Here is a 24,501-nt window from a genome sequence, read left to right on the forward strand (position 1 = left end):
CACATCGCAAGGAGTCCCGTGCCCGAGAGTTCCCGTCCCTCCCAACCACCCATCGCCGTCGTCGGGCTGAGCACCCTGCTGCCCGGCTCCTCGGACGTCGCCGGGTTCTGGCGCGACGTGGTCCACGCCCGTGACCTCATCCGCGAAGTGCCGGATACCCACTGGCTCGTGAGCGATCACTATTCGAGCGACCCCACCGCCCCCGACAAGACCTACGGCAAGCGCGGCGCGTTCATGTCGCCGGTGGCCTTCGACCCCCTGGCCTTCGGCACCCCACCGTCCACGATCGACGCCACCGACACGGCGCAACTGCTGAGCCTGGTCGCGGCCGAACGTGTCCTCCAGGACGCCTGCGGCGACGAGGGCCCGTCCGAGACGATGCGAGAACGCACCGGCATCATCCTGGGAGCCAGCCCCACCGAGCTGGCCTTTCGCATGTCCTTCCGGTCCCAGCGGCCGACCTGGCGCCGGGTCATGCTCGCTCGCGGCGTGGCCGAGGCCAAGGCCGACGAGCTGTGCGATGCCATCGCGGCCTCGTATCCGGTGTGGAAGGAGAGCTCCTTCCCCGGCATGCTCACCAACGTCATCGCCGGACGCGTCGCACGCCACTTCGACCTGCACGGCAGCAACTACACCACCGACGCGGCCTGCGCCAGCTCGCTGTCCGCGATGAGCGCCGCCATCGACGAACTCACGCTCGGCCGCGCCGACATGATGATCACAGGTGGCGTGGACCCGCTGTGTGACGCCTTCGGGTTCACCTGCTTCAGCAAGACCCCGGCGCTGTCCCCGTCGGGCGAGTGCCGGCCCTTCTCCGCCGACGCCGACGGCACCCTCCTGGGCGAGGCCGTGGCCATGGTCATGCTCAAGCGCCTGGCCGACGCCGAGCGCGACGGCGACCGCATCTACGCGGTGATCCGCGGCGTGGGCACCTCCTCCGACGGGCGCGGATCATCGATCTACGCCCCCGCCGTCGCCGGTCAGGTCCGCGCGCTGCGCCGGGCCTACGCCAGCGCGGGCTACAACCCCGCGACGGTGGAACTGATCGAGGCGCACGGCACCGGCACCAAGGCCGGCGACACCGCCGAAGTGACGGCTCTGCAGGAGGTGTTCGGCACCGGCGACCCGGCCGACATCGCACGCTGCGCGCTCGGATCGGTGAAGTCGCAGATCGGCCACACCCGCACGGCCGCGGGCGCGGTCGGGCTGGCCAAGGCCGCCCTGGCACTGCACCACAAGATCCTGCCGCCCACGCTCAAGGCCGACCGCACCGATCCCGCCCTGGAACTGGAGAAGGGCCCCTTCTACCTGAGCACCCGGACCCGACCCTGGATCCGGGGTACCGACCACCCGCGCCGGGCCTCGGTCTCCAGCTTCGGGTTCGGCGGGACCAACTTCCACGTCACGCTCGAAGAGCACCGGGCCGCCGAACCCGCCGCGGCGGGCGAGTCGTACACCCGCAGCGCGCCGAGCGAACTGATCCTGCTGAGCGCCGATTCCGGCCCCGCGCTGGTCACGGCGCTGGACGCGCTGACCGCCGACACCGCGCCGCCGGCCGACCTGGCACGCCGTACCCAGCTCGCCTTCGACGCCGCCGCGGCACACCGGCTGTGCCTGGTCGTCCGCGACGAGGAGGACCTCCGGGCCCAGGCGAGCGACGTCCGCCGCCGGATCTCGGCCGAACCGCGGACCGCGTTCCATACGCCCGCCGGCGTGCGCTACGCCTGCGGTCCCGTCCCGACCGACAAGATCGCGTTGTTGTTCCCGGGACAGGGCAGCCAGTACCCCGACATGGGGATGGACGTCCTGCTGCACCAGCCGCGCGCGCTCGCGGTGTGGGACCGGCTGGCCGGTTTCGAGATCGACGGACGCCCCCTGCACCGCCTCGTCTTCCCGCCGCCGGCGATGGACAAGGCGGGCGAACGCGCGCAGGCCGAGCGGCTCAAGGCCACCGAATACGCGCAACCGGCGCTGGCCGCCCACGCGTTGATGATCCGGGAGATCCTGGGCGCGGTCGGATTCGAGCCCGACTGCGTGGCGGGCCACAGCTTCGGCGAACTCGCCGCCCTGCACGCGGCCGGCGTCTACGGCGACGACACCCTGATGGCGCTGGCCCGCGCTCGCGGCGAGCTCCTGCGCGACGCGAGCAAGGTGTCGGGCGCGATGCTCGCGGTCACCGCCTCCGCGAAGGAAGCGGACGACCTGGTCCGCGGCATCCGCCGGGCCTGGGTCGCGAACTACAACTCCCCGACGCAGCACGTCGTCTCGGGCGCGGAATCCGCGATCGTCAAGGTGGAGAAGCGGGCCCGGGAGCAGCAGCTCGCGACGCAACGGCTCGCCGTCTCCTGTGCCTTCCACAGCCCGCTGTTGCAGTCCGCGACCACCGGGTGGCGGCCCACCCTGGAACAGCACGAGTTCGCCGCGCCGCGCCTGCCCGTCTACGGCAACGCCGACGCCAAGCCGTATCCCGGCACGGCGGCCGAGATCCGCACCGTGCTGCACGACCACGTCACCTCCCCCGTGCGGTTCGCCGAAACGATCCTGGCCATGCACGAGGACGGCGTGCGCACGTTCGTCGAGGCCGGACCGGGAACGGTACTCACCGGCCTGGTCGGCAGGATCCTCGCGGACCGGCCGCACGTCGCGCTGAGCGCGGACCAGACCCGGGGATCCGGACTCGCCGCACTGCACCGCGTCCTGGGCGCACTGGCCGTCGCCGGCCGCCCCCTGGACTTCGCCCCGCTGTGGGCCTCGTTCACCTCGAGCACTCCCTCGCCATCGCTGACAAGGACGGGTATGACCATCCCTATCTCCGGTCCCAACCCCGAAGTGGGCCACCGCGAGAGCACTCCCGCCGCGCCCGTCGTACCCGAGCCGAGCGCCGGTTACCGGCCGGCCGAGCCGGTGACGACCGCGGCCCTGTCGGTCGCCGCGCGCCCGATGCCCCCGGCGCCGCTCGCCGTCACCCAGGCGGCACCGCCCGCCCGGATCCAGGCCGCGCCGCCCGCGGCCGCTCCGGCCGGCGCCGTGGCCCAGTTCGCCGCCCCTGCACCGGCACCGGCACCCGCACCGGCGCCCGTTCCCGTCCAGGCGCCCCTTCCGGTACAGGCGGCCCATCCCGTGCAGGCCCATCCCGTGCAGGCGACCTACCCCATGCAGGCGGACCACCACGTGCAGGCGACCTACCCCGTACAGCCGGCCCACCCCGTGCAGGCGACCCCCGCCGTACCGGTGCGCACCCACGACGCACCGGTGGCGGAACCGACGGCGCACGACGTCACCTCGTCCGGATCCACGTGGACGCCGGTGACCGCGTCCGGTGCCTGGCTGCACGCCTTCCTCGAAGTCCAGCGCCAGGCGGGCGACGCGCACAGCGCCTACCAGAGCACCACCTCGGCCAGCCACGCCTCCTACCTGGACCTGGCCAAGACCTCGCTCGACGCGCTGATGGCCTGGCGGCCCGGAGTCGAGCCGCGCGCCGCCGCGCCCGCCCCGGTCCAGCCGGCCGCACCCGTCGAGCCGGCCGCCCCGCTCGCGCCGAGCCCGCGCGCGTTGGAGAGCCGGCCGCGCACCACCCGGGAGATCAGCCCCGCGCCGCCCACGGTGACGCAGTACCCGCCGACCCCGGTCACCCAGGCCCGGCCGCCGGTGCCTTCGGCACAGGTCGCCCCGGCCCCGATCCGGCCCGTGGCGCAGCAGAGCCTGGTCCAGGCCCCGCCGTCGGCGATCGCGCAGATCCCGGCCCCGGCCCCGGCGCCCGCCCTCGCCGCCGCCCCCGCTCCTGCTCCTGCTCCGGCTCCGGTTCCCGCTCCCGTTCCGGCTCCGGTCCAGGAGAGCGGCGCGGATGTGGCGTTGGCGATCGTGGCCGAGTTGACCGGTTACCCGGTGGAGATGCTCACGCCGGAGATGGACTTGGAGGTCGACCTCGGGGTCGACTCGATCAAGCGGGTGCAGATCCTGACCCGGTTGCGGGACCACTTCCCGGGTGAGGCGAATGTGGACCCGGCCGACCTGGCCCGGTTGCGCACGATCGCCGCGATCGCCGAGAAGATCACCTCGCTGCGCGGCGCCGACGGCGCCACGCCGCAGGCCGGCCCCGAGCCCCGCACGCAGGCCCTCGTGCCGGCCCCGGTCGAGGAGAGCGGCGCGGATGTGGCGTTGGCGATCGTGGCCGAGTTGACCGGCTATCCGGTGGAGATGCTCACCCCGGAGATGGACTTGGAGGTCGACCTCGGGGTCGACTCGATCAAGCGGGTGCAGATCCTGACCCGGTTGCGGGACCACTTCCCGGGTGAGGCCAACGTGGACCCGGCCGACCTGGCCCGGTTGCGCACGATCGCCGCGATCGCCGAGAAGATCACCTCGCTGCGCAGCCCGCAGAGCGCCCCCGCGCAGCCCCAGGCCCCCGCGGTCGCTCCCGCCGCGCCGCCCGCCCGGGCACAGGAGCAGATCCCCGCGCAGGCCAAGCACGAAGTGCCGCAGTTCACGGTGCTGCGCACCGGCACCACCCTGGTCCCCGCCGAGGCCGCTGCCGGCGCCCCGCTCAAGGGCCTGCGCGAACAACCGCTGCTGATCACCGACGACGGCACCGGCGTCGCCGAATGCCTGGCGGAAACGCTGCGCCGGGAAGGCATCAAAGCCTCCGTCACGGACCGGGTGACCGAGGACTGCACCGCCGTGATCGCACTCGCCGGTCTGCGTGAGATCGACGCCGAGCAGGACCCGGACGCCCCCACCCGCGAGGTCTTCACGATCCTGCACACCATCGCCGAGGCCATGGACCGCCGAGGCGGCGTCCTGGTCGTCGTCCAGGACACCGGCGGCGCCTTCGGCACCTCCGGCATTCGCGGACGCGAGGGCTGCGCGGGTATCGCCGCGCTCGCCCGCACCGCCGCGAACGAGTGGGCGCACGCCTCGATCAAGACGATCGACATCGACCGGGCCGCGCGCGCCCCGCAGGACATCGCCCAGGCCATCGCCACCGAACTCCTGCACGGCGACGACGTCACCGACGTCGCACTGGCGGCCGACGGCTCGCGCGCGCTGCTGCGCGGCAGCACCGAGCCGGTCGGCGCACCGCAGCCGCTCGACCTCGGGCCGGACCCCGTGGTCGTGGTCACCGGCGGGGCCCGCGGCATCACCGCGTCCTGCCTGCTCGCCCTGGCCCGCGCCCACCGGCCCAAGTTCCTGCTCCTGGGTCGGACCCGTCCGGTCGACGAGGACGACGAACTGCGCGGCGCCGCGGACGAGGCCGCCATCCGGCAGATCCTGGGCAGCCGCCGCGACGAGCGCACCGGCGCCACCCCGACGCTGGCCGAACTCGCCCTCGCCTCCGGCCGGGTGCTCGCCTCCCGCGAGATCCGCGGCACCCTGGACCAGCTGGCCGTCGCCGGAGCGGAGACCCGATACGTCACCGCCGACGCGACCGACCGCGAGCGGGTCGCCGAGGCGCTGGCCGAGGTACGTCGGGACTGGGGTCCGATCACCGGAATCATCCACGCCGCCGGCGTCATCGCCGACAGCAACATCTCGGCCAAGACCCAGGCCCAGTTCACCGCCGTCTACGACACGAAGGTGCGCGGATTCCGCACCCTGCTCGACCTGACCGCAGCCGACCCGGTGCGCCTGGTGTGCGCCTTCTCCTCGGTCAGCGCGCGACTGGGAACCGCCGGGCAGTGCGACTACGCCGCGGCCAACCAGGCGATGGAGCAGATCACCGCCACCGAGGCGGCGCACCGCCCGGGGAGCATGGTCAAGGCCGTGGCCTGGGGCCCCTGGGCCGCCGGCATGGTTTCCCCCGCGCACGCCGAGCACTTCCGTCGACTCGGTGTCCCGCTCCTCGAAGAGGCCGCCGGCGTCAAGGCGTTCATGACCGAACTCGAGCAGCCCGGTCCGGCCTGCGTCTCGCTCGCCGCCGGCACCGCCGCCGAGGCGACGGATCACCCGAGCGTCACCGACATCGTCGTCGGCGCCGACACCCACCCCTACCTGGTCGACCACAGCATCGCGGGACGCCCCGTGGTGCCCGTGGCGCTGGTCCTCGAATGGTTCGTGCGCGCCGCGCGTACCGCCCTGCCCGACAGCGGTTCCGTGCTGGTGCGCGACCTGCGCGTGCTGCGCACCATCGCCCTGGACAAGTTCGGTACGGAGGAGACCCGGCTGCGAGTGCACGTGCGCACCGACGCCGGCAACGCCGACGCCCCGCTGCGCCTGGAACTCAAGAACCCCGATGGCGCCCTGCACTACGCGGCCCTCGCGGGTCCGGGCGAGGTCGAAGGGTTGACCGCCCCGGCGGCGGAGCCGGTCGACGAGAACTTCGAGGTGCACCCCGGCAGCGCCGTCTACGACGGAGCCATGCTCTTCCACGGGCCGCTGTTCCACTCCATCCACACGATCAACGGGCTGAGTTCCACCGGGGCCACCTGCGACCTCGTCGGGGTACGGCAGCTCGGCTGGGCGCACGACACCTGGCAGACCGACCCGCTCGTGATGGACGGCGCCCTCCAGTCCGCCTGCCTGTGGGTGCTGTCCTCGGCCAGCGTGCAGTCGTTGCCGATGGGCATTCGCGAAGTACGCGTGTTGTCGACCGGAGCCGTGGACGGGCCCGTCAAGTGCATCGTGCGCAGTGTCGTACAGGGCCCGGACAACGCGGTCTGCGACATCTGGCTCACCACCGGACAGAACGGCGCGGAGCGGATCCTGGCCGTGCTCGCCGGCGTGGAGATGGTCTACCGCCCGGACCTGTCCAGCTCGAACCGGGCCGCCGCGCTGATCTCGACGGACGCGTGAGGGGCATGAACTTCCCCGCCATCGCCATCGTGGGACGCGGCTGCGTCCTGCCCGGAGCGCACAATCCCGCCGAGCTGTGGGACACCGTCGTCTCCGGCGCGGTACGACTGACCCCGTTCTCCATCGGGCGCCCGACGGCGGGGCCCGAGTGGAGCGGGGCCGACCCCGCGAGCACCGTGTTCGGCCACGTCACCGGGTTCGAGGAGCGCTTCGACCCGTACGGTCTGGCCATCGACGCCGAGCGGATCAAGGGCCTCGACCCGACCGTGCGCTGGGTCGTGCACGCGACCCGGCAGGCGCTCGCCGAGGTCGACCGCCTCGGCCTGCACCGACGCACCGGCCTGGTCCTGGGCAACATCTCGTGCCCGACCACGTCGATGGTCGCCTACGCCGAGGACGTCTGGTTGCGCTCCCAGCCGGCCGAGGTCCGGGCCGAGTGGCCCCGGCACGACCGGCACGAGCCGATCCCGATGAGCCGATTCTGTTTCGGGCTCCCGGCGCAACTCGTCGCCCAGGCCTTCGAACTGCGCGCCGGCGCGGTGGTCCTGGAGGCGGCCTGCGCGTCGGCGCTGTACGCGATCGAACTCGCTTGCCGGAAGCTGCACTTCCGGCAGGCGGACCTGATGGTCGCCGGCGCGCTCAACGGCGGCGCGCCCGAGATCATCAGCCACGGCATGGGTCGACTGGGCGCTTTGAGCCCCAGTGCCCGCTCCCGGCCCTTCCACCGGGAGGCCGACGGCCTGGTCCCCGCCGAGGGGACCGCGATGGTCGCCCTGATGCGGCTGGAGGATGCCCTGGCCGCGGACGTGCCCGTGCTGGGGGTGATCCGCGGCATCGGGGCCACCAACGACGGCGGCCGGGGCGGCATGCTCGTCCCGGACGGGGGTCAGCAACAACGCGCGATGAGCCTGGCCTACCAGGCCGCGGGCATCGACCCCGGGACGGTGTCCCTGCTGGAATGCCACGCCACCGGCACCGCGGTCGGGGATACCGTGGAACTGGGCTGTGCGGCCCGGATCTTCGCCGAACGCAGGGACCTGCCGATCGGGTCGGTCAAGGGCAACCTGGGCCATCCGCTCACCGCCGCGTCGGGCGCCGCCCTGCTCAAGGTGCTGGGCGCGATGGAACACGGCACCCTGCCGCCGACCGTGGGGGCCGACGAGGCCAACGAGGCCATGCGCGGCACACCGTTGCGGCCATTGGCCCGGCCGGAGGAATGGCAGGGGCTCCGGCGCGCCGCGGTCAGCGGATTCGGCTTCGGCGGGGTCAACGCCCATCTGGTCGTGGACGCCTGGAACACCGCCGACCGGGCCTCCACCTCCTTCCCCGGCGGGGCCGTGCCCGGCCCCGCCGGGCGCCGCCGGCACCAGGTGGCGATCGTCGGCCTCGGCGCGCGCGTCGGCGACGGCGACACCACCGGCGACTTCGTCGAGGCCCTGCTGGAAGGCGAGCCCAGACTGCGGCCGCCGCGTACGGTCGAACTGCGGGTGGACGGCCTGCGCATGCCGCCCAACGACATGCTCCAGACCTCCGGTGAACACCTGTTGGTGCTGGAGGCCGCCCGCGACGCCGCCCGCGCGGTGACCCTGCCGGACGAGCGCACCATGGTGCTCGTGGGCGTCGGCAGCGCGACCGTGCACGCCGAGTTCTCCGTCTGGCACAACCGCACCACCCTGGAGGCCCGCCGGTCGGCGGCGGCCGAAGCGTCCTCCGAGGACCGCGTCGCCGACCCGTTGAACTGCCCGCCGTGGTCCCTCGGGGGCCTGGGCAACATCGCCGCCAACCGGATCAGCGCGCAGCTTCGGCTGACCGACGCCAGCGTCGCGGTCTGTGCGGAGGAGGCTTCCGGTATCCGTGCGCTCGACCTCGCGGTCGACGCGATCGGCAGCGGAGCCGCCGACGCGGCGCTCGTGGGCGCGGTCGACCTCGCCTCCACGGTGGTGCACCGAGCGGTCGTCCGCGACCTCGGACTCCCCGGAGCCGAGGGCAACGCGGCCGTGGTGCTGGCGCTCAAGCGGCTCGACCACGCCCGCCGGGACGGCGACCCCGTCCTCGCGGTGATCGACCCCCAGCCCGACGACCCGGCCGTCGACGCGACGCGGGCCGCCGTCGACCTGGTGGTCGGCGACCTCGATCCGTCTCCCGCCCCGGCGGAGCGGCCGGCCCGGCTGGATCCCTCCGGCCTGTTCGGTCGCCCGCACTGCGCCGCCGGCCTTCTCGGCGTCGCGTGCGCGACCGTGGCCCTCTACCACCGCACCGTGCCGACCGTGGGCGCCCCGGCGCTCGCACAGCCGGAGTTGGCCCGGGCGAAGGTGACCGTCTCCCCGCTCGGGGCGCCGCCGGCCGAACTGTTCCTGACCGCGGGGGACGCGGCTCCGGCCGCGACGGGCCACGCGACCCTGGGGCACCGGGCCGCCGGACAGGCGCCCGCCCGGCTGTTGTCCAGCATCGCCTTCTTCGACCTCCGCACCGTGCTTCGGCTCCAGGAGGCGCGACCGGCGCGGGAACTCGTGGCCCTGCCCGCGGCCCGCCCGGTGCCGGCGGTCGAGATCGGCGTACCCGCGCCGGCGACGGCCCGGGCTCCGCTCCCGGCGCCGGTCCCGGCCGTCGCGCCGGTCCCGGTCGACGCGTCGGTTTCGGTGGACGCCTCGGGCTCGGTCGAGGAGACGCTGGTGCCCACCGCGCTCAGTGCGCACCAGCGGGCCGTCGGCAGGTCGCATGTGCAGTTCATGAACACCCGGCACGAGAACCATCTGCTGTTCCTGGAGGTGCAGCGGCAGGCGACTCGGGCACTGCTCGACGTCGCCGGCGTGTTCCAACAGCCGCAACACCCGCAGGCGCACGCACTCGTACCGGACTCGACAGGACCGGGGGCACCGGGAGCACCGGCCGCCCCGATCCTGCCCGGCGGGCCGGTCGGTCCGCTCACCCCGGCCCCGGCGGTCGAGCCGGTCGCCGAGGTCGTCGCCGCCCCGATTCCGGCGCCGCAACCCGGGCCGGCCGAGGGCGAGTTCGTGGTCAGTCCCGATGGCGATCCGTGGGTGCTGGACCACTGCCCCACCTGGACGTTGCCGGTGTTGCCGATGATGTGCACGGTGGACCACCTGTTCCGGGCGGCGAGCACGTACACCGGTCTCCGGGCAACCGGCCTGCGGGAGTTGCGCCTCCAGCGCTGGATCCCGGTGGTCAGCCCCACGCGTCTGCTCACCCGGGTCGAGCCGTCGCCCGATCGGGGCCGGGACGTGCACGTCAGCCTGCTGATGTGGCGGCCGGCCCGGAACGAGGCACTGTCCCGGTTCGAACTCGTCGCCGAGGCGACGATCACGTTCGAGCGGCCCGACACACCGGCTCCGCTGCCGCCGCTCACCGATGCCCGGCGGGCCGACCTGCCGTATCTCACCAACCGCCTGCCACACGGCCCGGCCTTCCGGTACCTCACCGAGGTCGGCTACGGCAGCGCCGGCGCGGTCGGCATCCTGGACGCGCAACGGGGTTCGGTACCCGGTACCTTCACCCACCCCGGGCTGCTCGACGCGGCGACGCACATCATCGCCGATCGGGTGTTCTGGTTGCCCTACCCGCAGGTCGGGCCCAACGTGGTGCCCTATCCGCACGGCCTGGTCCGCATGGACCTCTTCGCCCCGTTCCCCACGGAAGGGCAACTGCGGGTGGAGGCCCGTCCGGCCGGATCGGAGGGCGACCTCCTCTTCGTCGACTTCCAGGTCCTGGCGGGGGACCGGCTGTGTGCCGCGTTCCGCAACGTCAGCATGGTGTCTCCGCCGAGTGTGCTGGAACTGCAAACCGGCGCCGATCGGCGGGCCTTCCTCCTGGAGCGCCGACCCGCGCCGAAGATGAGCCTGTCCCAGGTCGTCGGGGGTACCAGCCGGCTGGACCGCGCGGTCCTGGAACAGGCCGACTGGCCCACCGGCGGGCTGGCCTACGTCTACGGTCTGCCGGCCGGGGCGCCGGCCCGACTGCACGCGGAGGAGGTCGCGATGCGCGAGCACGTGGCCCGGGCGCACGGCGAACACCCCGCCCGGGTCGTGGTGGACGTGGAGAACCGGATCGCCTGGCTGTCCGACCAACCGGACACCAGGCACCATCTCCTGGTGCACTCGGACGCCGAGGCGGTCACGGTCGAGAATCGGCCGTAGTCGGCCCGCGAACGCGATCGACGTCGTATCGGTGGGCGGGACTCCTCAGGGGTCCCGCCCACCGGATTACGGTCGGCCGGCCCTGTGTCGGCCCGAGCGATTCGGACGCCTGCGCGGGCACTTCGGATGCCGACGGCGGCGGCACGGCGCCGCGTCGGGGTACCGGGAACAACGGCCTCCGAGCGGCCGAGCGACCGTCCCTCACGCGAGGGCAGGGGAGTTCGGATCCGACGCCCCGTGCGGGGCGTCGCCGCCGAGTGCCCGGCCGTCCCGCCCGCATCACCCCGGCGGCGGAGTGGGGGCCTGGTAGATGCTCGCGAGCCAGATCCCGAGCAGCGTGTCGACGACGCGATCCTCGGCCAGGGCGGGTTGTTCGGCGGCGAACATCGCGTGCAGCACACGCTCGGTCATCGCGGTGAGCGCGATCGCCAGGTCGCGTGCGGGCAGCCCGTCGGGCGCCGCGCCCCGGTCGCGTTCGGAGTCGATCGCGTGGGCCGCCTGCCGTACCCACGTCTCCGTCACCCGGGCCCACAACTCGCGCACCTCGGGATTGCCGCCACGCGCCTGGGCCGCGGCCAGGGTCACCGCGCGGTGCGCTCGGAACGTGGCGAGGAACGCGTCGATCACCGTGCGCCAGTGGGCCGTTCGGTCCGCGGGCGGGCCGGTGGGGGGAGCCGAGGAGGCGGCGTCGGCCTCGGCGACGACCCGGTCGATCAGGGTCAGCAGGACCGCCTCCTTGGAGGCGAAGTAGAAGTAGAACGTGGGCCGGGAGATGCCCGCGCCGCGAGCCAGGTCGTCGACGGAGATCTCGCCCAGGCTCCGCTCGCCGAGCAGCCGCTCGGCGGTGGCCAGGATCGCCTGCTCCCGATCGTCGCCCGAGGGGCGCGACTCGCGCCGCCCCCGACGCGGACGGCCGGTGTCCTTCGCGAACGTCTCGGTCACCCCCGAACCCTACCGTCGTCGCACGAACCCGACACGACGCCGACCGGCCCGGCCTGCCGTCGACGCGGTCGACGCATCCGTCGAACCACCGCCGCTCGCCGGGCGCGACGCACACGGCACGGATCGAGTGAAACTCCCGGCGATTTCCGGGCGAGGGCGTGTCAGCACGTCCGGACGGCTCGTTTGTCCTTGCGACATGACCGTCTCAGCTTAGGGAAGCCATGACCTTCGGCACAGAAGAGCCGTCTTCCGTCCGGATCGACGGGCGCCGCGGAAAGGGTACGGGCAGCGACGGCCGCGACGGCGTGCTGCCGACGCAGGGCGGCGCGACCGGCGAGAGCCGCCCCGGGGCCACCACCGGTCGCGCGGGGGCGGCGACGGAGGCCGCCGTCCCGATGTCGGGCGAACAGGATCCGATCGGGATGTTGCGCGCCTACGCCGACCACCCGAGCGCGTTCCTGGCGGTCAACGCCCGGACCCGGCACTACTACGGCAGCGGCGTGCGCGGACTCGTCGCGTTTCTGCCGGGGGAGCGTCACCACCTCCAGTTCGCCGGTCCCTTCGCGGCGCCCGCGGACCGAGGGCCGCTGCTCGACGAGTACCTGCACGCGCTGGACCGCGGTCCCGGCCGGCGGAAGGCACTGACCGCGGTCCAGCTGCGTTCGCACGACGTCCCGCTCTACGCCGACCGCGGTTTCGCGGTCAACCAGCTCGGTGTCTCCTACGGCATCGACCTGTCCCGCTTCACGCTGCGCGGCAAACCCCTGGCCAAGGTCCGCCAGAACGTCTCCCGGGCCCGGCGGGAAGGCGTCACCGTCACCGAGGTGGCGGACGAGGGCCTGCCGGATCGACCCACCCTGGATCGCATCGACCGGCAGTGGTTGCGCGACAAGGGACGCCTCGTGCGGCAACTGTCGTTCATGGTCGGCGAACACGGCGGCATCGGCCGGACGCTGCGCCGTACGTTCCTGGCCCGACACCGCGGGGAGGTCGTCGCCTACATCACCTACGCACCGGCCTGGGGAAGCCGGCCGGGGTGGTTGTGCGACCTGTCGCGACGCTGCCCGCAGGCCCCCGTCGGCACCCACGAACTGATCACCCTCACGGCGTTGGGCCGCTTCACCGAGGAGGGCGCGGGCTGGCTCCACCTCGGACTCGCCCCCTTCGTCGGGCTGGCGGACGAGCACGAACAGCCCTGCGCCTCCGCACTGCTCGGGTGGGCGATCCGGCAGGGGGCCAAGCGCGGGCGCGAACTCTACCCGGCGAGGACGCAGGAGGCCTTCAAGCTCAAGTGGGCCCCGCACGTGTGCGAACCGGAGTACGTGGCCTTCCAGGACCGGGTCCGCGTGGCAGCGGTATGGCGCCTCCTGCGGGCCACCCGAGTGTTGTGATCGGCCGGTCGTGCGGCACGTTCGCCGGATCGGGGCGGCCCGGGGCCGGGCGACGAGGTACTCGCACTCCGGCGTACGGGCGGGCCGCGGGTGCGGCGGCCCGCCCGTACGCCGCGTCGCCGGCGGGGTCAGGCGTCGCGCTTCTCCAGCAGCAGCGCGCCCAGGAGCAGCAGGACCAGGGTCTCGGCGACGAAGACCGCGAAGCCCGTCCACGGTTGCAGCATCTTGTCCGCGGCTCGGACCGACATGACCTGTCCGCCGGCGTTGGCGGGCATCAGCTTGGCGATCCAGTCGCCGGTCCTGCCGGGGATCAGGCCCACCACGCCGCCGACCACGAAGATCAGCGCGATGCCCAGGGTGATGGCGCCGGCGGTGTGCCGCAGCAGGACGCCGAGCGCCATGCCGAACAGGCCCAGGACGGCCAGATACAGCCCCGTGCCGATCAACGAGCGGAGTACGCCGGGTTCGCCGAGGCCGACACCGACGTGCTTGGCGTCGAGCATCAGATCGGCCAGGAAGTAGCAGCAGAACCCGGTCACCGCCCCGACCACGAACAGGACGAGGGCCAGTACCAGGGCCTTGGCGGCGAGCATCGAGGCGCGCCAGGGCACCGCGGTCAGACTGGTCCGGATCATGCCGGTCGAGTACTCGGCCGTCATCGACATCACCCCGAGCACCAGGGCGGCGATCTGGCCGAAGGCGACGCCCACGGTGAGCAGGTCGGGAGCGTCGTTCTTCTGCCCCTCGGCCACGTCCTTGGCCACGTCGCCCGCCGCCAGGGCGGCGATGCCCCAGCTGATCAGGACGCTCACCGCGAACAGGGCGAGCAGGGTCCACAGGGTCGAGCGTACGGTTTTGATCTTGGCCCATTCGGAGTCCAGGATCCGGGCGAAGGTCAGCCGCGGGGCGTGCGCGAAAGCGGTGGGCGCGGTCGTCGTCATGGCGGCCTCATCCGATCCGGTCGGCGGTGGTCGGCGGACCCCAGCCCGGGACCGCCACGGCGGGCTCCGAGGGCGTGCCGCCGGTGTGGTATTCGACGCTGTCGGCGGTGAGCCGCATGAACGCCTCCTCGAGCGAGGCCTCGACCTTCGCCAGCTCGTGCAGGAACACCCCGTTGTGCCCGGCGAGGTCGCCGACCCGATCGGTACTCACGTCCTGGATCAGCAGCGCGCCCGCCGGGTCCCGGTTCACCCGCCAGCCCGCGTCCGCCGCGAGTTCGGCGAGCCGGTCCGCCTGCGGCGAGCGCACCTTCACGTGGCTGATCGAGTTCTCCGCGATGAACTGTGCCACGCCCGTGTCGGCGAGGATTCTTCCGCGGCCGATGACCAGCAGGTGGTCGGCGGTGACGGCCATCTCGTTCATCAGGTGCGAGGAGACGAAGACGGTGCGGCCCTCGCCGGCGAGTCGCTTCATCAGGTTCCGGATCCACAGGATCCCCTCGGGGTCGAGCCCGTTCACGGGCTCGTCGAAGAGCAACACCCGGGGGTCGCCGAGCAGTGCGCCGGCAATGCCCAGGCGCTGACCCATGCCCAGGGAGAAACCGCCCGAGCGCTTCCCGGCGACCGAGGCGAGGCCGACCGTGTCCAGGACCTCGTCCACTCGGGAGAGGGGAATGCCGTTCGACTTGGCCAGCACCACCAAGTGGTCCCGGGCGGTTCGGCCGCCGTGCAGCGCCTTGGCGTCGATGAGCGCCCCGACCTCCAGCATCGGTGCGGCCAGGTCCCGGTAGGCCCGACCGTCCACCGTCACCCGGCCGGCGCTGGGCCGGTCCAGGCCCAGGATCATCCGCATGGTGGTGGACTTGCCCGCGCCGTTGGGGCCGAGGAACCCGGTGACCCGACCGGGGTGAACCTCGAAGCTGATGTCGTCGACAGCCGTCTTCGCGCCGTACCTCTTGGTGAGGCCTTCCGCAACAATCATGGATATATGCCGCCTTCTCCTCGGGCGGTCTTCATGATGGCCCGGGTCGAAGGAGCCCGCACCCGTACCGGGGGAGACGGGTGAACGTGTCGACGTCGGACCCGCGCGGGCCCGGCCGGCGTCTCGTCGGTGTTCGAGGCGCGCGGACGACGCTGCGCCCCGGCGCCGGACGGGTGCGGCGCCCGACCGGTACGCGCACGCGCGCCGAGCACCCCGGTACAGGTGTGGGGAGCGGGTGGGCGGCTCAGTGGGTCGTGTCGCGCCATTCGCGCCAGGTGAGGCCGCGGGGGGCCAGTTCGCCGGCGTGGAACGCGGTCCAGGTGGTGGTGTTGGGTCCGGTGCCCGGGGCTTCGGGGGCGCTCGTGTACAGCGGATGGTGGGTGCGTACGAGGTCGGCCAGCCACGGTTCGAGCGCGTCGAAGCCGTCCAGCGTCCAGGCGCGTGCGTGGTAGACGAGGTTGCCCGGCGTCTCGCTCTCCGCGATGCCCATCGCCGGCACGTACGGGCAGATCCGGCTCCAGCAGTTGGTGACGGGCAGCGCTCCCTTCGGGGCGTCGGCGTCGGCACCGGAGTGGGCGCGGGCGTCGTCCTCGTGCACGAGGAAGTCGAACAACTCCCATGACGTGTAGGTCGAGTTCGCGAGGCCGAAGTCGTCGTCGATGCCGTAGCGGTCGGCGAGGCGGTATACGGGAGGCACGTCCAGGGTCCACACCAGGTTGCGCCCGACTCGCTGCGGGGCCACGGAGCCGGCCAACGGCACCTCGGCGGGTCCGAACAGCGCGTACAGGGCGCCCGCACGGATGCGATACGACAGCTGCACACGGTCGTTGGCGATCGGCGGCAGGGGACGGGTGCGGCCGTCCAGCGGATTCGTCCACTCGGTCAGGACGGTGCCGTCCTTCGGGTCGGTGTAGAAGACGATTTCGCGGGAGACCATGTGCAGGTCTTCGGTGCCCGGCGGGTTGATCAGCCGGCGGATGTTGTAGCCCTCGACACCGAACAGCACGCCACCGTGCGGGAAGACCTTGCCGTGCACGTCGCCGGGTACGTGGTTGTGCACCTTTCCGCTGATGCGGTAGAGCATGTCGTGGCCGTCGGGGCGGCCGAGCAGCCGTACGAAGAGCCGGGCGTTCGCGTCGTCGAGCGATGCGATCAGGGCCTCGGGCGATGTCTTGCCGGAATCCATCCGCGGTGTCCGTCCGTTCGTCTCGATATGTCCACCCACATCGGTTCGTCGGCCGAACTCCGGTCCTGGCCGCCCCGGGGTCCGGTCCGCCGCACTCCCGGCAGCCTACGCCGGCGAACCGCAGCGACCCGGGGCGACCGGTGGGCCGCCGGCGTCTTCGCCGACCCCGAACCGGGGCGGCGGCTGCGTCGGTCGACCGAGACCGGGCTCGACGGGTTGCACCGCCTCGGTGCGCTCGCACAGCCGAGCAGGATCGCCGGACCCTGGCCGACCGCGTGATCCGGGAAGTACGCGTCCCGGCACAGCTCTCCGGGCCCGGTGCCGGGGTGGGAGATGTGGGTCACATCGGTCCGTGTCACAGGAGGTTCGGCTGCCTCGTCTCAGGGGGTGTAGCCATCGACGACCACGAGGGAGCACATCATGGACGCGCGACTGAACTTCTTCGGCGGCGCCACCGACAGCAAGGTCTTCAAGTACCTCATGTCGGCGGGCAAGGCCATCAAGGACTCGCCGCTGCCGGCCGCGACGCAGGAACTGGTGGCACTGAGGGTGAGTCAGATCAACGGCTGCGCCGTCTGCATCGACATGCACACCAAGGACGCCGGCGCGGCCGGCGAGAGTGCGGTACGGCTGAACCTGGTGGCGGCGTGGCGGGAGGCGACGGTGTTCACCGAGGCCGAGCGGGCCGCACTGGAACTGGCGGAGCAGGGAACCCGGGTCGCGGACGGGGCCGGCGGGGTCACCGACGAGGTGTGGGCGGCTGCCGCCAAGCACTACGACGAGGAGCAGCTGATCGCCCTGGTGATCATGGTTTCCTTCATGAACATGGTGAACCGGCTGAACGTCATCACCCGGCAGCCGGCCGGCGACTACGAGGTCGGGCAGTTCCACTGACCGTCACCCGCGCGGGCAACGAGCCCGGGATCGGGCGCGGATCACCGGGCGCGGCACTAGGGTCTGTCTTCGATCCCGCGTCTCGGAGCCCGACGCGGGATCGAAGACGGACCCCAAGGTGAACTGCCGGCGGACCGGCCGAGAACGACAACCCGCCCGCGTCGGCGCGTACGACCGGGCGAGAGGGCTGCGGGGAAGGGAAGTCGGCGTGAGCAAAGTCGAGGACTTCGAGGAGCTGCGGCCGCTGCTGTTCTCGATCGCCTACCGGATCCTGGGCAGCGTGAGCGAGGCCGAGGACGCGGTGCAGGAGACGTGGCTGCGCTTCGACGGTTCGCCGACGCGGCCCACTTCGACCAAGGCGTTCCTGTCGGCCGTGGTGACCCGGATCTCGATCGACGTGTTGCGCTCGGCCCGCGTCCGGCGCGAGGAATACGCCGGGCCGTGGTTTCCCGAGCCGCTGCTGAACGATCCGTATCAGGATCCGGCACGGTCGGTGGAGTTGGCCGACTCGGTGTCCATGGCGGCGCTCCTGCTGCTGGAGCGGCTCAGTCCGCTGGAGCGGGCGGTGTTCGTGCTGCGGGAGGTGTTCGCCTTCGGGTTCGAGGACGTCGCCTCGGCGGTGGGGCGTTCGGAATCGGCATGCCGCCAGCTGCTGGTGCGGGCGCGGCGGCACATGCAGGCCGGGCGGCCACGGTTCGAAGCGGACCGTCGGGAGCGGCAGGAACTGGCGGCCCGGTTCTTCGACGCGCTGAAGAACGGCGACGTGGACGGGCTCCGAAATCTGTTGGCCGCCGACGTGCAGTTGGTCGGGGACGGCGGCGGCAGGGCCCCGCAGCTGGCCAGGACGGTCCTGGGCGCGGAGAACGTGGCCCGGCTGCTGGGCAGGGTCTTCCCGTGGCTGCTCCGGATCGAGGTGACCCTGGAGCCGCACGAGATCAACGACCGCCCCGGCGCGATCCTGCGCGATCGGGACGGCAGGATCCTGCAGACCCTGGTCCTCGAAGTGCTCGACGGGCGGGTCCAGAGCATCCACGGGGTGAGCAACCCCGACAAGCTCGGCCATCTCGGGCCGGTCGGCGACGCCTGGGCCGTCGACCGCGAACTGAGGCAGGCCCGCCGACGAATGCGCTGACCTCCCGGACTGCGGCGCAAGTGGTGTACGGGCGCAGGCGGGTCGGTCGACCGACAGCCTCGAAGCCGGTCGAACCGGCGGGGGACCGGGTGCGATTGCCCCGGCTCACCCCGGTCCCGACCGAGTCGTCCCGCGATCGGGCGGCGGGCGCGGGCGCCCGCACTCGGCGGCGTTGCCGACCGGCGGCGTGCCGACGGACAGGGCCGTCGGTCGCCCCTGTGCGGGCAACCGACGCGGCCGGGGCGACGTCGAAGGCGACCCCGATTTCGTCGGGGCCGCCCGTTCGCCGTCGTGGGTCGTCGCCCGCGTGCCCGGCCGCCGGCTACGGCGGAGGGCCCACGCCGGGCTTGGGGCGGTCGTCGACGACGAGGGTGAAGACGTCGGGGCGGGCGTAGTGGCCGGTCGTGTCCAGGTCGAAGCGGGCGCGCGCGAGGTCGTCCAGATCGAGTTCGGCGGTGAGGATGCCCTCGCCGCCGCGCAGCGGGCCGGCGAGCACCTCGCCGAGCGGCGATACGATCACGCTGCCGCCGTCGATGAGGACCGTGCCCGGATCCTCGCCCTGCACGGGGTGGACGTCGGACGGCAGGTCGGCCCGGACCAGGTACTGGTTGGCGCACAGAACGAAGCAGCGTCCCTCCACCGCGATGTGACGCATCGTCACCTGCCAGCTCTCGCGGTCGTCGACGGAGGGCGCACACCAGAGGTCGACGCCCTTGGCGTACATCGCGGTGCGGAACAGCGGCATGTAGTTCTCCCAGCAGATGGCAGCCGCCACCCGCCCGTTGCCGGTGTCGATCACCGGCATCGTCGAGCCGTCGCCCATGCCCCAGATCAGCCGCTCCCCCGCGGTCGGCATCAGTTTGCGGTGCTTGCCGAGGAATCCGCCGGGCCCGAGGAACAACGCGACGCAGTAGAGCGTGCCGCCGCAGCGCTCGATCGCGCCGACCACGAGATGGATGCCCAGGTCCTGGGCGAGCGCGGCCAGGGCGTCGGTCTCGGGGCCGGGGACGGTGACGGCCGATTCGAAGTAGCGGCGGAACTCCTCGCGGCCGGGGGTGGTTCGGGCGCCGACCGTGACGCCGAACGTCAGGCCCTTGGGGTAGCCGCCGAGGTATGCCTCCGGGAGCACGACGACGCGCGCGCCGCGCTGGGCCGCCTCGGCGATGACGTCGTGTGCCTTGGCCAGGGTGCGGGGGGTGTCGAACAGGTACCCGCCGATCTGGACGACGGCGGCGGTCACGCCGGCCATGTCGGTGCTCCTTCCGGACGGGGCGTGTGCCGGGCGCGGGCCGGTTCGCTCGCGTCGAGCAGATCATCGGCCGGGCATCGGCCCCGGGCGACGTAGCGGTCGGTGAACTCGTCGACCAGGTCCTGCAGTTCCGGAGATCCCCGGCGGCCGAGCGCGGCCGAGGCGGCGGTGAGGCAGGACTGCGCGGCGTGTCGGAGGGGCCGGTCGGCCATTCCCCGGCGTGCGGCGCGCCGCCACAGCCCGTTGCGCGGCGGGGGTCCCGGAGGGGCGTCGAGCAGGGCGAGTGCGCGCTCGGCGGCCCGGCCGGCCACCGGGTCCTCGAAGAGCGCGGCCACCACCGCGAGCGGCACGAGCCAGCCGTCGTCGCCGGGTTGGGCGTCGATCATGCGCAGTTCCAGGTATCCCTGGGGACGTACGGGAGGAAACAGCGTGCCGAGGTGGTACTCGAAGTCCTCCAGCGTCGGCGGGCGGCCGACCGTGTTCCGGCCCGCGTCCTCGATCCACCGGCGGAACGTGAGGTCCACGGGCATGACCCACGGGTCCTCGTCGTGGGCGCGCACGCACATCACGGAGGCGTCGAGGGCGTAGCGTGCCCATGCGTCGCGCAGGTCCGTGCCGGGGCCCGGGAGCGGCGCGAGCGTGCGGCCGGGATCCAGCCGGGCCCAGATGGCCTGGCGCGTGGACCGCCAGCCCGTGGGGCGCCCCTCGAACATCGGGGAGTTGGCGAAGGCGGCGACCAGCACCGGTCCGAGCAGGTGCGCCAGGCGCCACCGCCGGCGCCGGCCGAACGGACCGGGGTCCTCGGTGCCGGCGTCCACGCACACCTGTACCGAGGCCGAGGCGCCCATCATGAACCGGCCCCAGGGATGGCAACGGTCGAACAGGCGCTCCATGGCGGTGTAGCGCGGCAGGTGCACCAGGGTGCGGGCGGGCTCGCGCCAGGGATCGACGCCGTACCCGGCCGTGCGGTAGCCGACCGACGCCAGTGCGGCGCGTACCGTTCGCAGGTCCTCGCGCACATTCCGTACACACGCGGTCAGCGAGTCGGCGGGCTGCGAGCCGAGCTCCACCTGGCCGCCGGGCTCACGGCTGACGGCCGTGCCCAGCGGCAGCCTCAGCCCGGGGGCGCACGCTTCGAGCACCCCCGCCAGGCGGGCCTCGTCGACGGGCAGCGCGGGATCGCGGACGTCCTGGACGAGCCATTCCAATTCGACCCCGACCAGCCGCGGTGGGCCGCTGCGCAGGCATGCGGAGCGCGCGTGACGGAGGCAGGCGGCCACGTCGACGGGGGCGTGCGCGGGGGGAACGGTCGTGTGCAGCATGGGCGGGTCCCTCCGATCGGCGGCGGCTCAAACCCCGCTGTACGCGGCGCCTCGGGTACACGTGTAGCCGCACGTGTACGCACTGCTCTCGGCCCGGATCGACTCCTTCTCCCACGCTTCGCGATCGCGCACGTAGGTGGGTCGACCCGCGTGCACGCCACGGGTGTCGGCCGCACCGACGCGCAGCGCCCACTCGACGGAACCGGTCGTGTGCTCCGCGCAGGAGTCCATGAACGACTGGACCGCGCCCCGCAGTTCACCGAACCAGCGGCCCTCCAGCGCTTCCCGCACCCACAGTTGCTCCAGGTGCATCTTCTCGCGGATGGTCTCCGCCGCCAGGGTCGCCGACTCCACCTGCCGATAGGAGCGCAACAGCAGGCAGGCGGCGGGCATCTCGCGGATCTCCAGGACCTTCTCGCCGTCGTCGAGGTGTTCGAGACCGGCATAGCGGCCGATGCCGAAGGCACCGACCCGACGATTGAGCGCGGCGATCAACTCCACCATCGGCATCTCCACGCCGTCGACCGACCGGGGCACCCCGTGGACGAATCCGATCTCGATGCGCTCGTTGTCGCCCGTGTCGCGGATCGCGCTCCACCGGTACATGTGCTCGGGCACGCAGTGCTCTTCGGGGTCGTCCAGGATTCCCGACTCGAACTCGCGACACCACAGGTTGGAGTCGCCGCTGACCACGCGATCGCTCAACTCGTCCAGACCGATTTCCTTGAGTTCGCGGATCTTTCGCTCCCGATCGACCGGTTCCAGGTCGTACGGGCTGCCGTACCACCCGTCGAAGCCGAGCAGGGCGAGCGCCCCGTTGAGCCGGCGCAGCGTGTTCTGCGAGCGGTTGGCCGTGTGCAGCACCGCGCAGGCACCCAACTCGCGGGCCGTCCGCACGGCCAGTCGTGCGATCAGCGGGCGACTGAGCGTGGAACTGACCGGGTGGGTGTCCAGGTACACGGCCTGCGCGGTGATCGCGGGACGCACGAACTCCTCGGCGAATGCCTGCCGTCCGTCGAGAATGTGCAGCCGCACCCCGAGGCGGTCGGTGATGGCATGCTTCGCCGCGCTGCTCTCGTCCTCGCCCAGGTCGATGCTGACGGCGTGGATCTCGCGAAAGCCGCCGCGGCGGAGCCGGTACAGCAGGTAACTGCTGTCCAATCCGCCGCTGAAGAGGGTGACCACGGGTCGGTCCGAGCCGAGCCGGTCGGTGGTGATCTGCTCGAAGGAGCGAATGAGCTGTGCAGGGCGCATGAGATTCCCTCCTCGTCCGCACACCTCGGCACGACCACGGCAGGCGCGCGGCAAAGGGCTGGGGGATACGTCGAACGACGCCTGGAAAGCGTAACAACGCCCGATGGGATCGGCCATCCGATCGGTTGTCGAAACGATGATCGTGTGCGGGTTCTCGGCGGAGTGTGCGCGGCCGGCGGGTGGTCGGGGTCGAGGCGGTGCGTACGGCCGGCTGCGCGGGGCGGCGGAACGCGGGTTCGGTGCGCCTGGGGCCCCCGTGGCTCGCCCGGCAACTCCTCGGTGGCGCAGCCCCGTTCGTTTCCGGTGACGACAAGCGACGGCAGGCGACGGCGGGTCGCGTGCGGTCGGCGCGCCCCGCTCTCCCGCCGGGACGGCCGCCGCGGTCCGCCCGGTGGCCGGATTCCGCGCTCGGCATGGCATGGGGCACGCGAATCCTGATAGGCAGCCCTGGTCACCCGGCCGACCCGGGCCGATCGTCGTTCGAGCGCCCCGCGGAGCCGCCCCATGCCCGATCCGCACCATGACACCGCCGCCAGGACGGCCGCACCGGCCGTCGACGGCTATCCCGCCCGGCCCGGCGTCCGCGCCGGGGACACCCTTCGGCTGCACGTGTCCACCCGCGCCCGTCGCTTCCGGGTGGATGTGTACCGATGCGGTGTCACGCTGCGTCACATGGCCGCCCTGGAGGCGGACGGCAGCCATGCGCCCGCTCGCCGGCACGACGAGGACTGGGACTGGCCCGGCCACGACTTCCCGGTGCCCGCGGACTGGCCCTCCGGGGTGTACCTGGCCATCCTGCGCGCGGACGCCGACGGGCCGCCGGAACCGGCCCCGAAGAGCGCCGAGGCGGTGGACGCACGCGCGGGGCGGATGTTGTTCGTGGTCACGCCCCGGGTGCCCGCCGCCCGCATCCTCTACAAGGTGCCGATCTTCACCTACCACGCCTACAACGAGAGCGGCGGCGGCTGCCTGTACCGCTCGATCCACCACCGGGCGACGCCGCCGCCCGGCGGCACCAGGATCGTCGACCTGCGCCGCCCCGGCGGCGGCATCGGCGGGCCGGTCAAGGGCCGGCCGGACGCCCATGACCCGCGCACCCCGCGCCAGACGTTCGCGCACTGGGACGCGCCCTTCATCGCATGGCTGGAGGCGAACGGCCACACGATCGACTACTGCACCGACCTGGACCTGCACACCACGCCGGAAATCCTGGACGGATACCGGCTGTTGCTCTCCGCCGGCCACGACGAGTACTGGAGCGCCCCCACCCGCCGACACGTCACCGCCTTCCGCGACCGCGGCGGCAACATCGCCGTCTTCGGCGCGAACACCTGCTGGTGGCGCGTCACGGTCGCCGAGGACGGCACGGCCCTGGCGTGCACCAAGTTCCCACCGGGCGCCGTGCTCGGCGCGGATCCCGACGGGCTGCGCGGTGCCCCCGACCACTGGTGGGAGAGCGAACCGGAGAACAGCCTGATCGGCGTCAGCTACCGCAACGGCGGCGGCCACTGGCTCGGCCCGCGAACGCCGCTGGGCTTCACCGTGCAACACGCCCACCACCCGCTCTTCGCCGGCACCGGGCTGCGGGACGGCGACCTCCTCGGCGCCGAACACGCCCTGGTCGGCTACGAATGCGACGGCGCCGCGCTGCGCCGCGACGCGCGGGGAACGGCCGTGGCCACCGGCGAGGACGGCGCGCCGGTCGACTTCACGATCCTGGGCGTCGCCGAACTCCCCACGGACCCGGCCGCCGGCTGGTACCACGCCGTACGGGAGGACGGCGGCGGTGGCGTGCGGGCGGCGACCCTGGGCCTGTACACCCGCGGCGGCACGGTCTTCACCGCCGCCACGGTCGACTGGCCACGCGTGCTTCCGCTGGATCGGCGGGTGCGGGTCGTCACCGAGAACGTGATCAGGACGTTGTCCTGAAACAGGGGGCGCGGCACGCGTCGCGCGGCACGCGTCGCGCATCGTGCGGAAGGCGCGGGGCCGGGAGAGGGTGGTCCCCGCCGACCGGGGAGACGCCCGCGACCGCGTCGCGCCGGCTGCATGGCTACACATGACCGCGTGACCGCGTGACCGCGTGACCGCGTGACCGCGTGACCGCGTGACCGCGTGAACGCGTGACCGCGTGACCGCGTGACCGCGTGGATGCGTGGCCTCGCCGACGAACCGCTGCGCACCGCGCTCGGCGAGCGGGCCCGACGCCAGGTGCTGCACCGGCACACCTGGCGCCATCGGGTCGACCGCCGGCACACCTGGACGTGC

13 protein-coding genes are annotated in these 24,501 nt (G+C 72.9%); 6 read left to right on the plus strand and 7 right to left on the minus strand.

Annotated elements, in window-relative coordinates; all coding sequences use genetic code 11:
* Positions 1-18 precede the first annotated feature (18 nt).
* Together ACIBM5_RS28830 and ACIBM5_RS28835 are read left to right on the plus strand one after the other, a co-directional pair.
* The gene (locus tag ACIBM5_RS28830) at positions 19-6,789 is read left to right on the plus strand and encodes an SDR family NAD(P)-dependent oxidoreductase (RefSeq protein WP_396009432.1); all 6,771 of its coding nucleotides are present in this window, start codon (positions 19-21) and stop codon (positions 6,787-6,789) included.
* 5 nt (positions 6,790-6,794) lie between these two features.
* On the plus strand, positions 6,795-10,943 hold the full coding sequence (locus ACIBM5_RS28835) for a beta-ketoacyl synthase N-terminal-like domain-containing protein (protein WP_396009433.1): 4,149 nt from the start codon (positions 6,795-6,797) through the stop codon (positions 10,941-10,943).
* Positions 10,944-11,222: 279 nt separating this feature from the next.
* Here ACIBM5_RS28835 and ACIBM5_RS28840 read toward each other — a convergent pair whose 3' ends face one another.
* A complete protein-coding gene (locus ACIBM5_RS28840) occupies positions 11,223-11,885 on the minus strand; it encodes a TetR/AcrR family transcriptional regulator (RefSeq protein ID WP_396009434.1) in 663 nt (220 codons plus the stop codon).
* Between the two features lie 221 nt (positions 11,886-12,106).
* Between ACIBM5_RS28840 and ACIBM5_RS28845 the strand changes: the two genes are divergently transcribed.
* Positions 12,107-13,276, plus strand: a complete 1,170-nt coding sequence (locus ACIBM5_RS28845) for a phosphatidylglycerol lysyltransferase domain-containing protein (protein ID WP_396009435.1) — start codon at positions 12,107-12,109, stop codon at positions 13,274-13,276.
* A gap of 128 nt (positions 13,277-13,404) precedes the next feature.
* On the opposite strand, the gene ACIBM5_RS28850 is transcribed toward ACIBM5_RS28845, so the two are convergent.
* The 3 genes from ACIBM5_RS28850 to ACIBM5_RS28860 form a co-directional block, all read right to left on the minus strand.
* Positions 13,405-14,217: an ABC transporter permease subunit gene (locus ACIBM5_RS28850; protein ID WP_396009436.1), complete on the minus strand. Its 813-nt coding sequence runs from the start codon at positions 14,215-14,217 to the stop codon at positions 13,405-13,407.
* A 7-nt stretch (positions 14,218-14,224) separates the two neighbouring features.
* Positions 14,225-15,196, minus strand: a complete 972-nt coding sequence (locus tag ACIBM5_RS28855) for an ATP-binding cassette domain-containing protein (RefSeq protein WP_391584637.1) — start codon at positions 15,194-15,196, stop codon at positions 14,225-14,227.
* Between the two features lie 244 nt (positions 15,197-15,440).
* Positions 15,441-16,382: a DUF1838 family protein gene (locus ACIBM5_RS28860; RefSeq protein ID WP_396009437.1), complete on the minus strand. Its 942-nt coding sequence runs from the start codon at positions 16,380-16,382 to the stop codon at positions 15,441-15,443.
* 420 nt (positions 16,383-16,802) lie between these two features.
* Between ACIBM5_RS28860 and ACIBM5_RS28865 the strand changes: the two genes are divergently transcribed.
* Together ACIBM5_RS28865 and ACIBM5_RS28870 are read left to right on the plus strand one after the other, a co-directional pair.
* Positions 16,803-17,276 (plus strand): carboxymuconolactone decarboxylase family protein, encoded by a 474-nt coding sequence (locus ACIBM5_RS28865; protein WP_396009438.1) that lies wholly within the window; start codon positions 16,803-16,805, stop codon positions 17,274-17,276.
* A 208-nt stretch (positions 17,277-17,484) separates the two neighbouring features.
* The gene (locus tag ACIBM5_RS28870; RefSeq protein WP_396009439.1) at positions 17,485-18,408 is read left to right on the plus strand and encodes an RNA polymerase sigma-70 factor; all 924 of its coding nucleotides are present in this window, start codon (positions 17,485-17,487) and stop codon (positions 18,406-18,408) included.
* 322 nt (positions 18,409-18,730) lie between these two features.
* Here the strand turns inward: ACIBM5_RS28870 and ACIBM5_RS28875 are convergent, their stop codons facing one another.
* From ACIBM5_RS28875 to ACIBM5_RS28885, 3 genes are read right to left on the minus strand one after another with little or no spacing between them, the layout of a single operon-like run.
* Positions 18,731-19,657 carry a nitrilase-related carbon-nitrogen hydrolase gene (locus ACIBM5_RS28875; protein ID WP_396009440.1) on the minus strand — a complete coding sequence of 309 codons (927 nt, stop codon included), beginning with the start codon at positions 19,655-19,657 and terminating at the stop codon, positions 18,731-18,733.
* Positions 19,645-20,979, minus strand: a complete 1,335-nt coding sequence (gene egtA / locus ACIBM5_RS28880) for an ergothioneine biosynthesis glutamate--cysteine ligase EgtA (protein WP_396009442.1) — start codon at positions 20,977-20,979, stop codon at positions 19,645-19,647. Before egtA ends, ACIBM5_RS28875 begins: the two co-directional genes overlap by 13 nt.
* Positions 20,980-21,006: 27 nt before the next feature.
* Positions 21,007-22,233, minus strand: coding sequence for an argininosuccinate synthase-related protein (locus ACIBM5_RS28885; protein ID WP_396009443.1), 1,227 nt, complete (start codon positions 22,231-22,233; stop codon positions 21,007-21,009).
* Positions 22,234-22,737: 504 nt separating this feature from the next.
* Here ACIBM5_RS28885 and ACIBM5_RS28890 point away from each other — a divergent pair.
* The gene (locus tag ACIBM5_RS28890) at positions 22,738-24,162 is read left to right on the plus strand and encodes a N,N-dimethylformamidase beta subunit family domain-containing protein (RefSeq protein WP_396009444.1); all 1,425 of its coding nucleotides are present in this window, start codon (positions 22,738-22,740) and stop codon (positions 24,160-24,162) included.
* The last annotated feature ends 339 nt before the right edge of the window (positions 24,163-24,501 follow it).

Origin of the sequence: Embleya sp. NPDC050493 (assembly GCF_044458105.1) — a bacterium.
GTDB lineage: Bacteria > Actinomycetota > Actinomycetes > Streptomycetales > Streptomycetaceae > Embleya.

Coding starts and splice junctions, on each gene's coding strand:
- egtA (WP_396009442.1), bottom strand. CDS start 20,979: ATGCTGCACACGACCGTTCCCCCCGCGCACGCCCCCGTCGACGTGGCC.
- ACIBM5_RS28860 (WP_396009437.1), bottom strand. CDS start 16,382: ATGGATTCCGGCAAGACATCGCCCGAGGCCCTGATCGCATCGCTCGAC.
- ACIBM5_RS28875 (WP_396009440.1), bottom strand. CDS start 19,657: ATGGCCGGCGTGACCGCCGCCGTCGTCCAGATCGGCGGGTACCTGTTC.
- ACIBM5_RS28845 (WP_396009435.1), top strand. CDS start 12,107: ATGACCTTCGGCACAGAAGAGCCGTCTTCCGTCCGGATCGACGGGCGC.
- ACIBM5_RS28865 (WP_396009438.1), top strand. CDS start 16,803: ATGGACGCGCGACTGAACTTCTTCGGCGGCGCCACCGACAGCAAGGTC.
- ACIBM5_RS28850 (WP_396009436.1), bottom strand. CDS start 14,217: ATGACGACGACCGCGCCCACCGCTTTCGCGCACGCCCCGCGGCTGACC.
- ACIBM5_RS28835 (WP_396009433.1), top strand. CDS start 6,795: ATGAACTTCCCCGCCATCGCCATCGTGGGACGCGGCTGCGTCCTGCCC.
- ACIBM5_RS28885 (WP_396009443.1), bottom strand. CDS start 22,233: ATGCGCCCTGCACAGCTCATTCGCTCCTTCGAGCAGATCACCACCGAC.
- ACIBM5_RS28855 (WP_391584637.1), bottom strand. CDS start 15,196: ATGATTGTTGCGGAAGGCCTCACCAAGAGGTACGGCGCGAAGACGGCT.
- ACIBM5_RS28890 (WP_396009444.1), top strand. CDS start 22,738: ATGCCCGATCCGCACCATGACACCGCCGCCAGGACGGCCGCACCGGCC.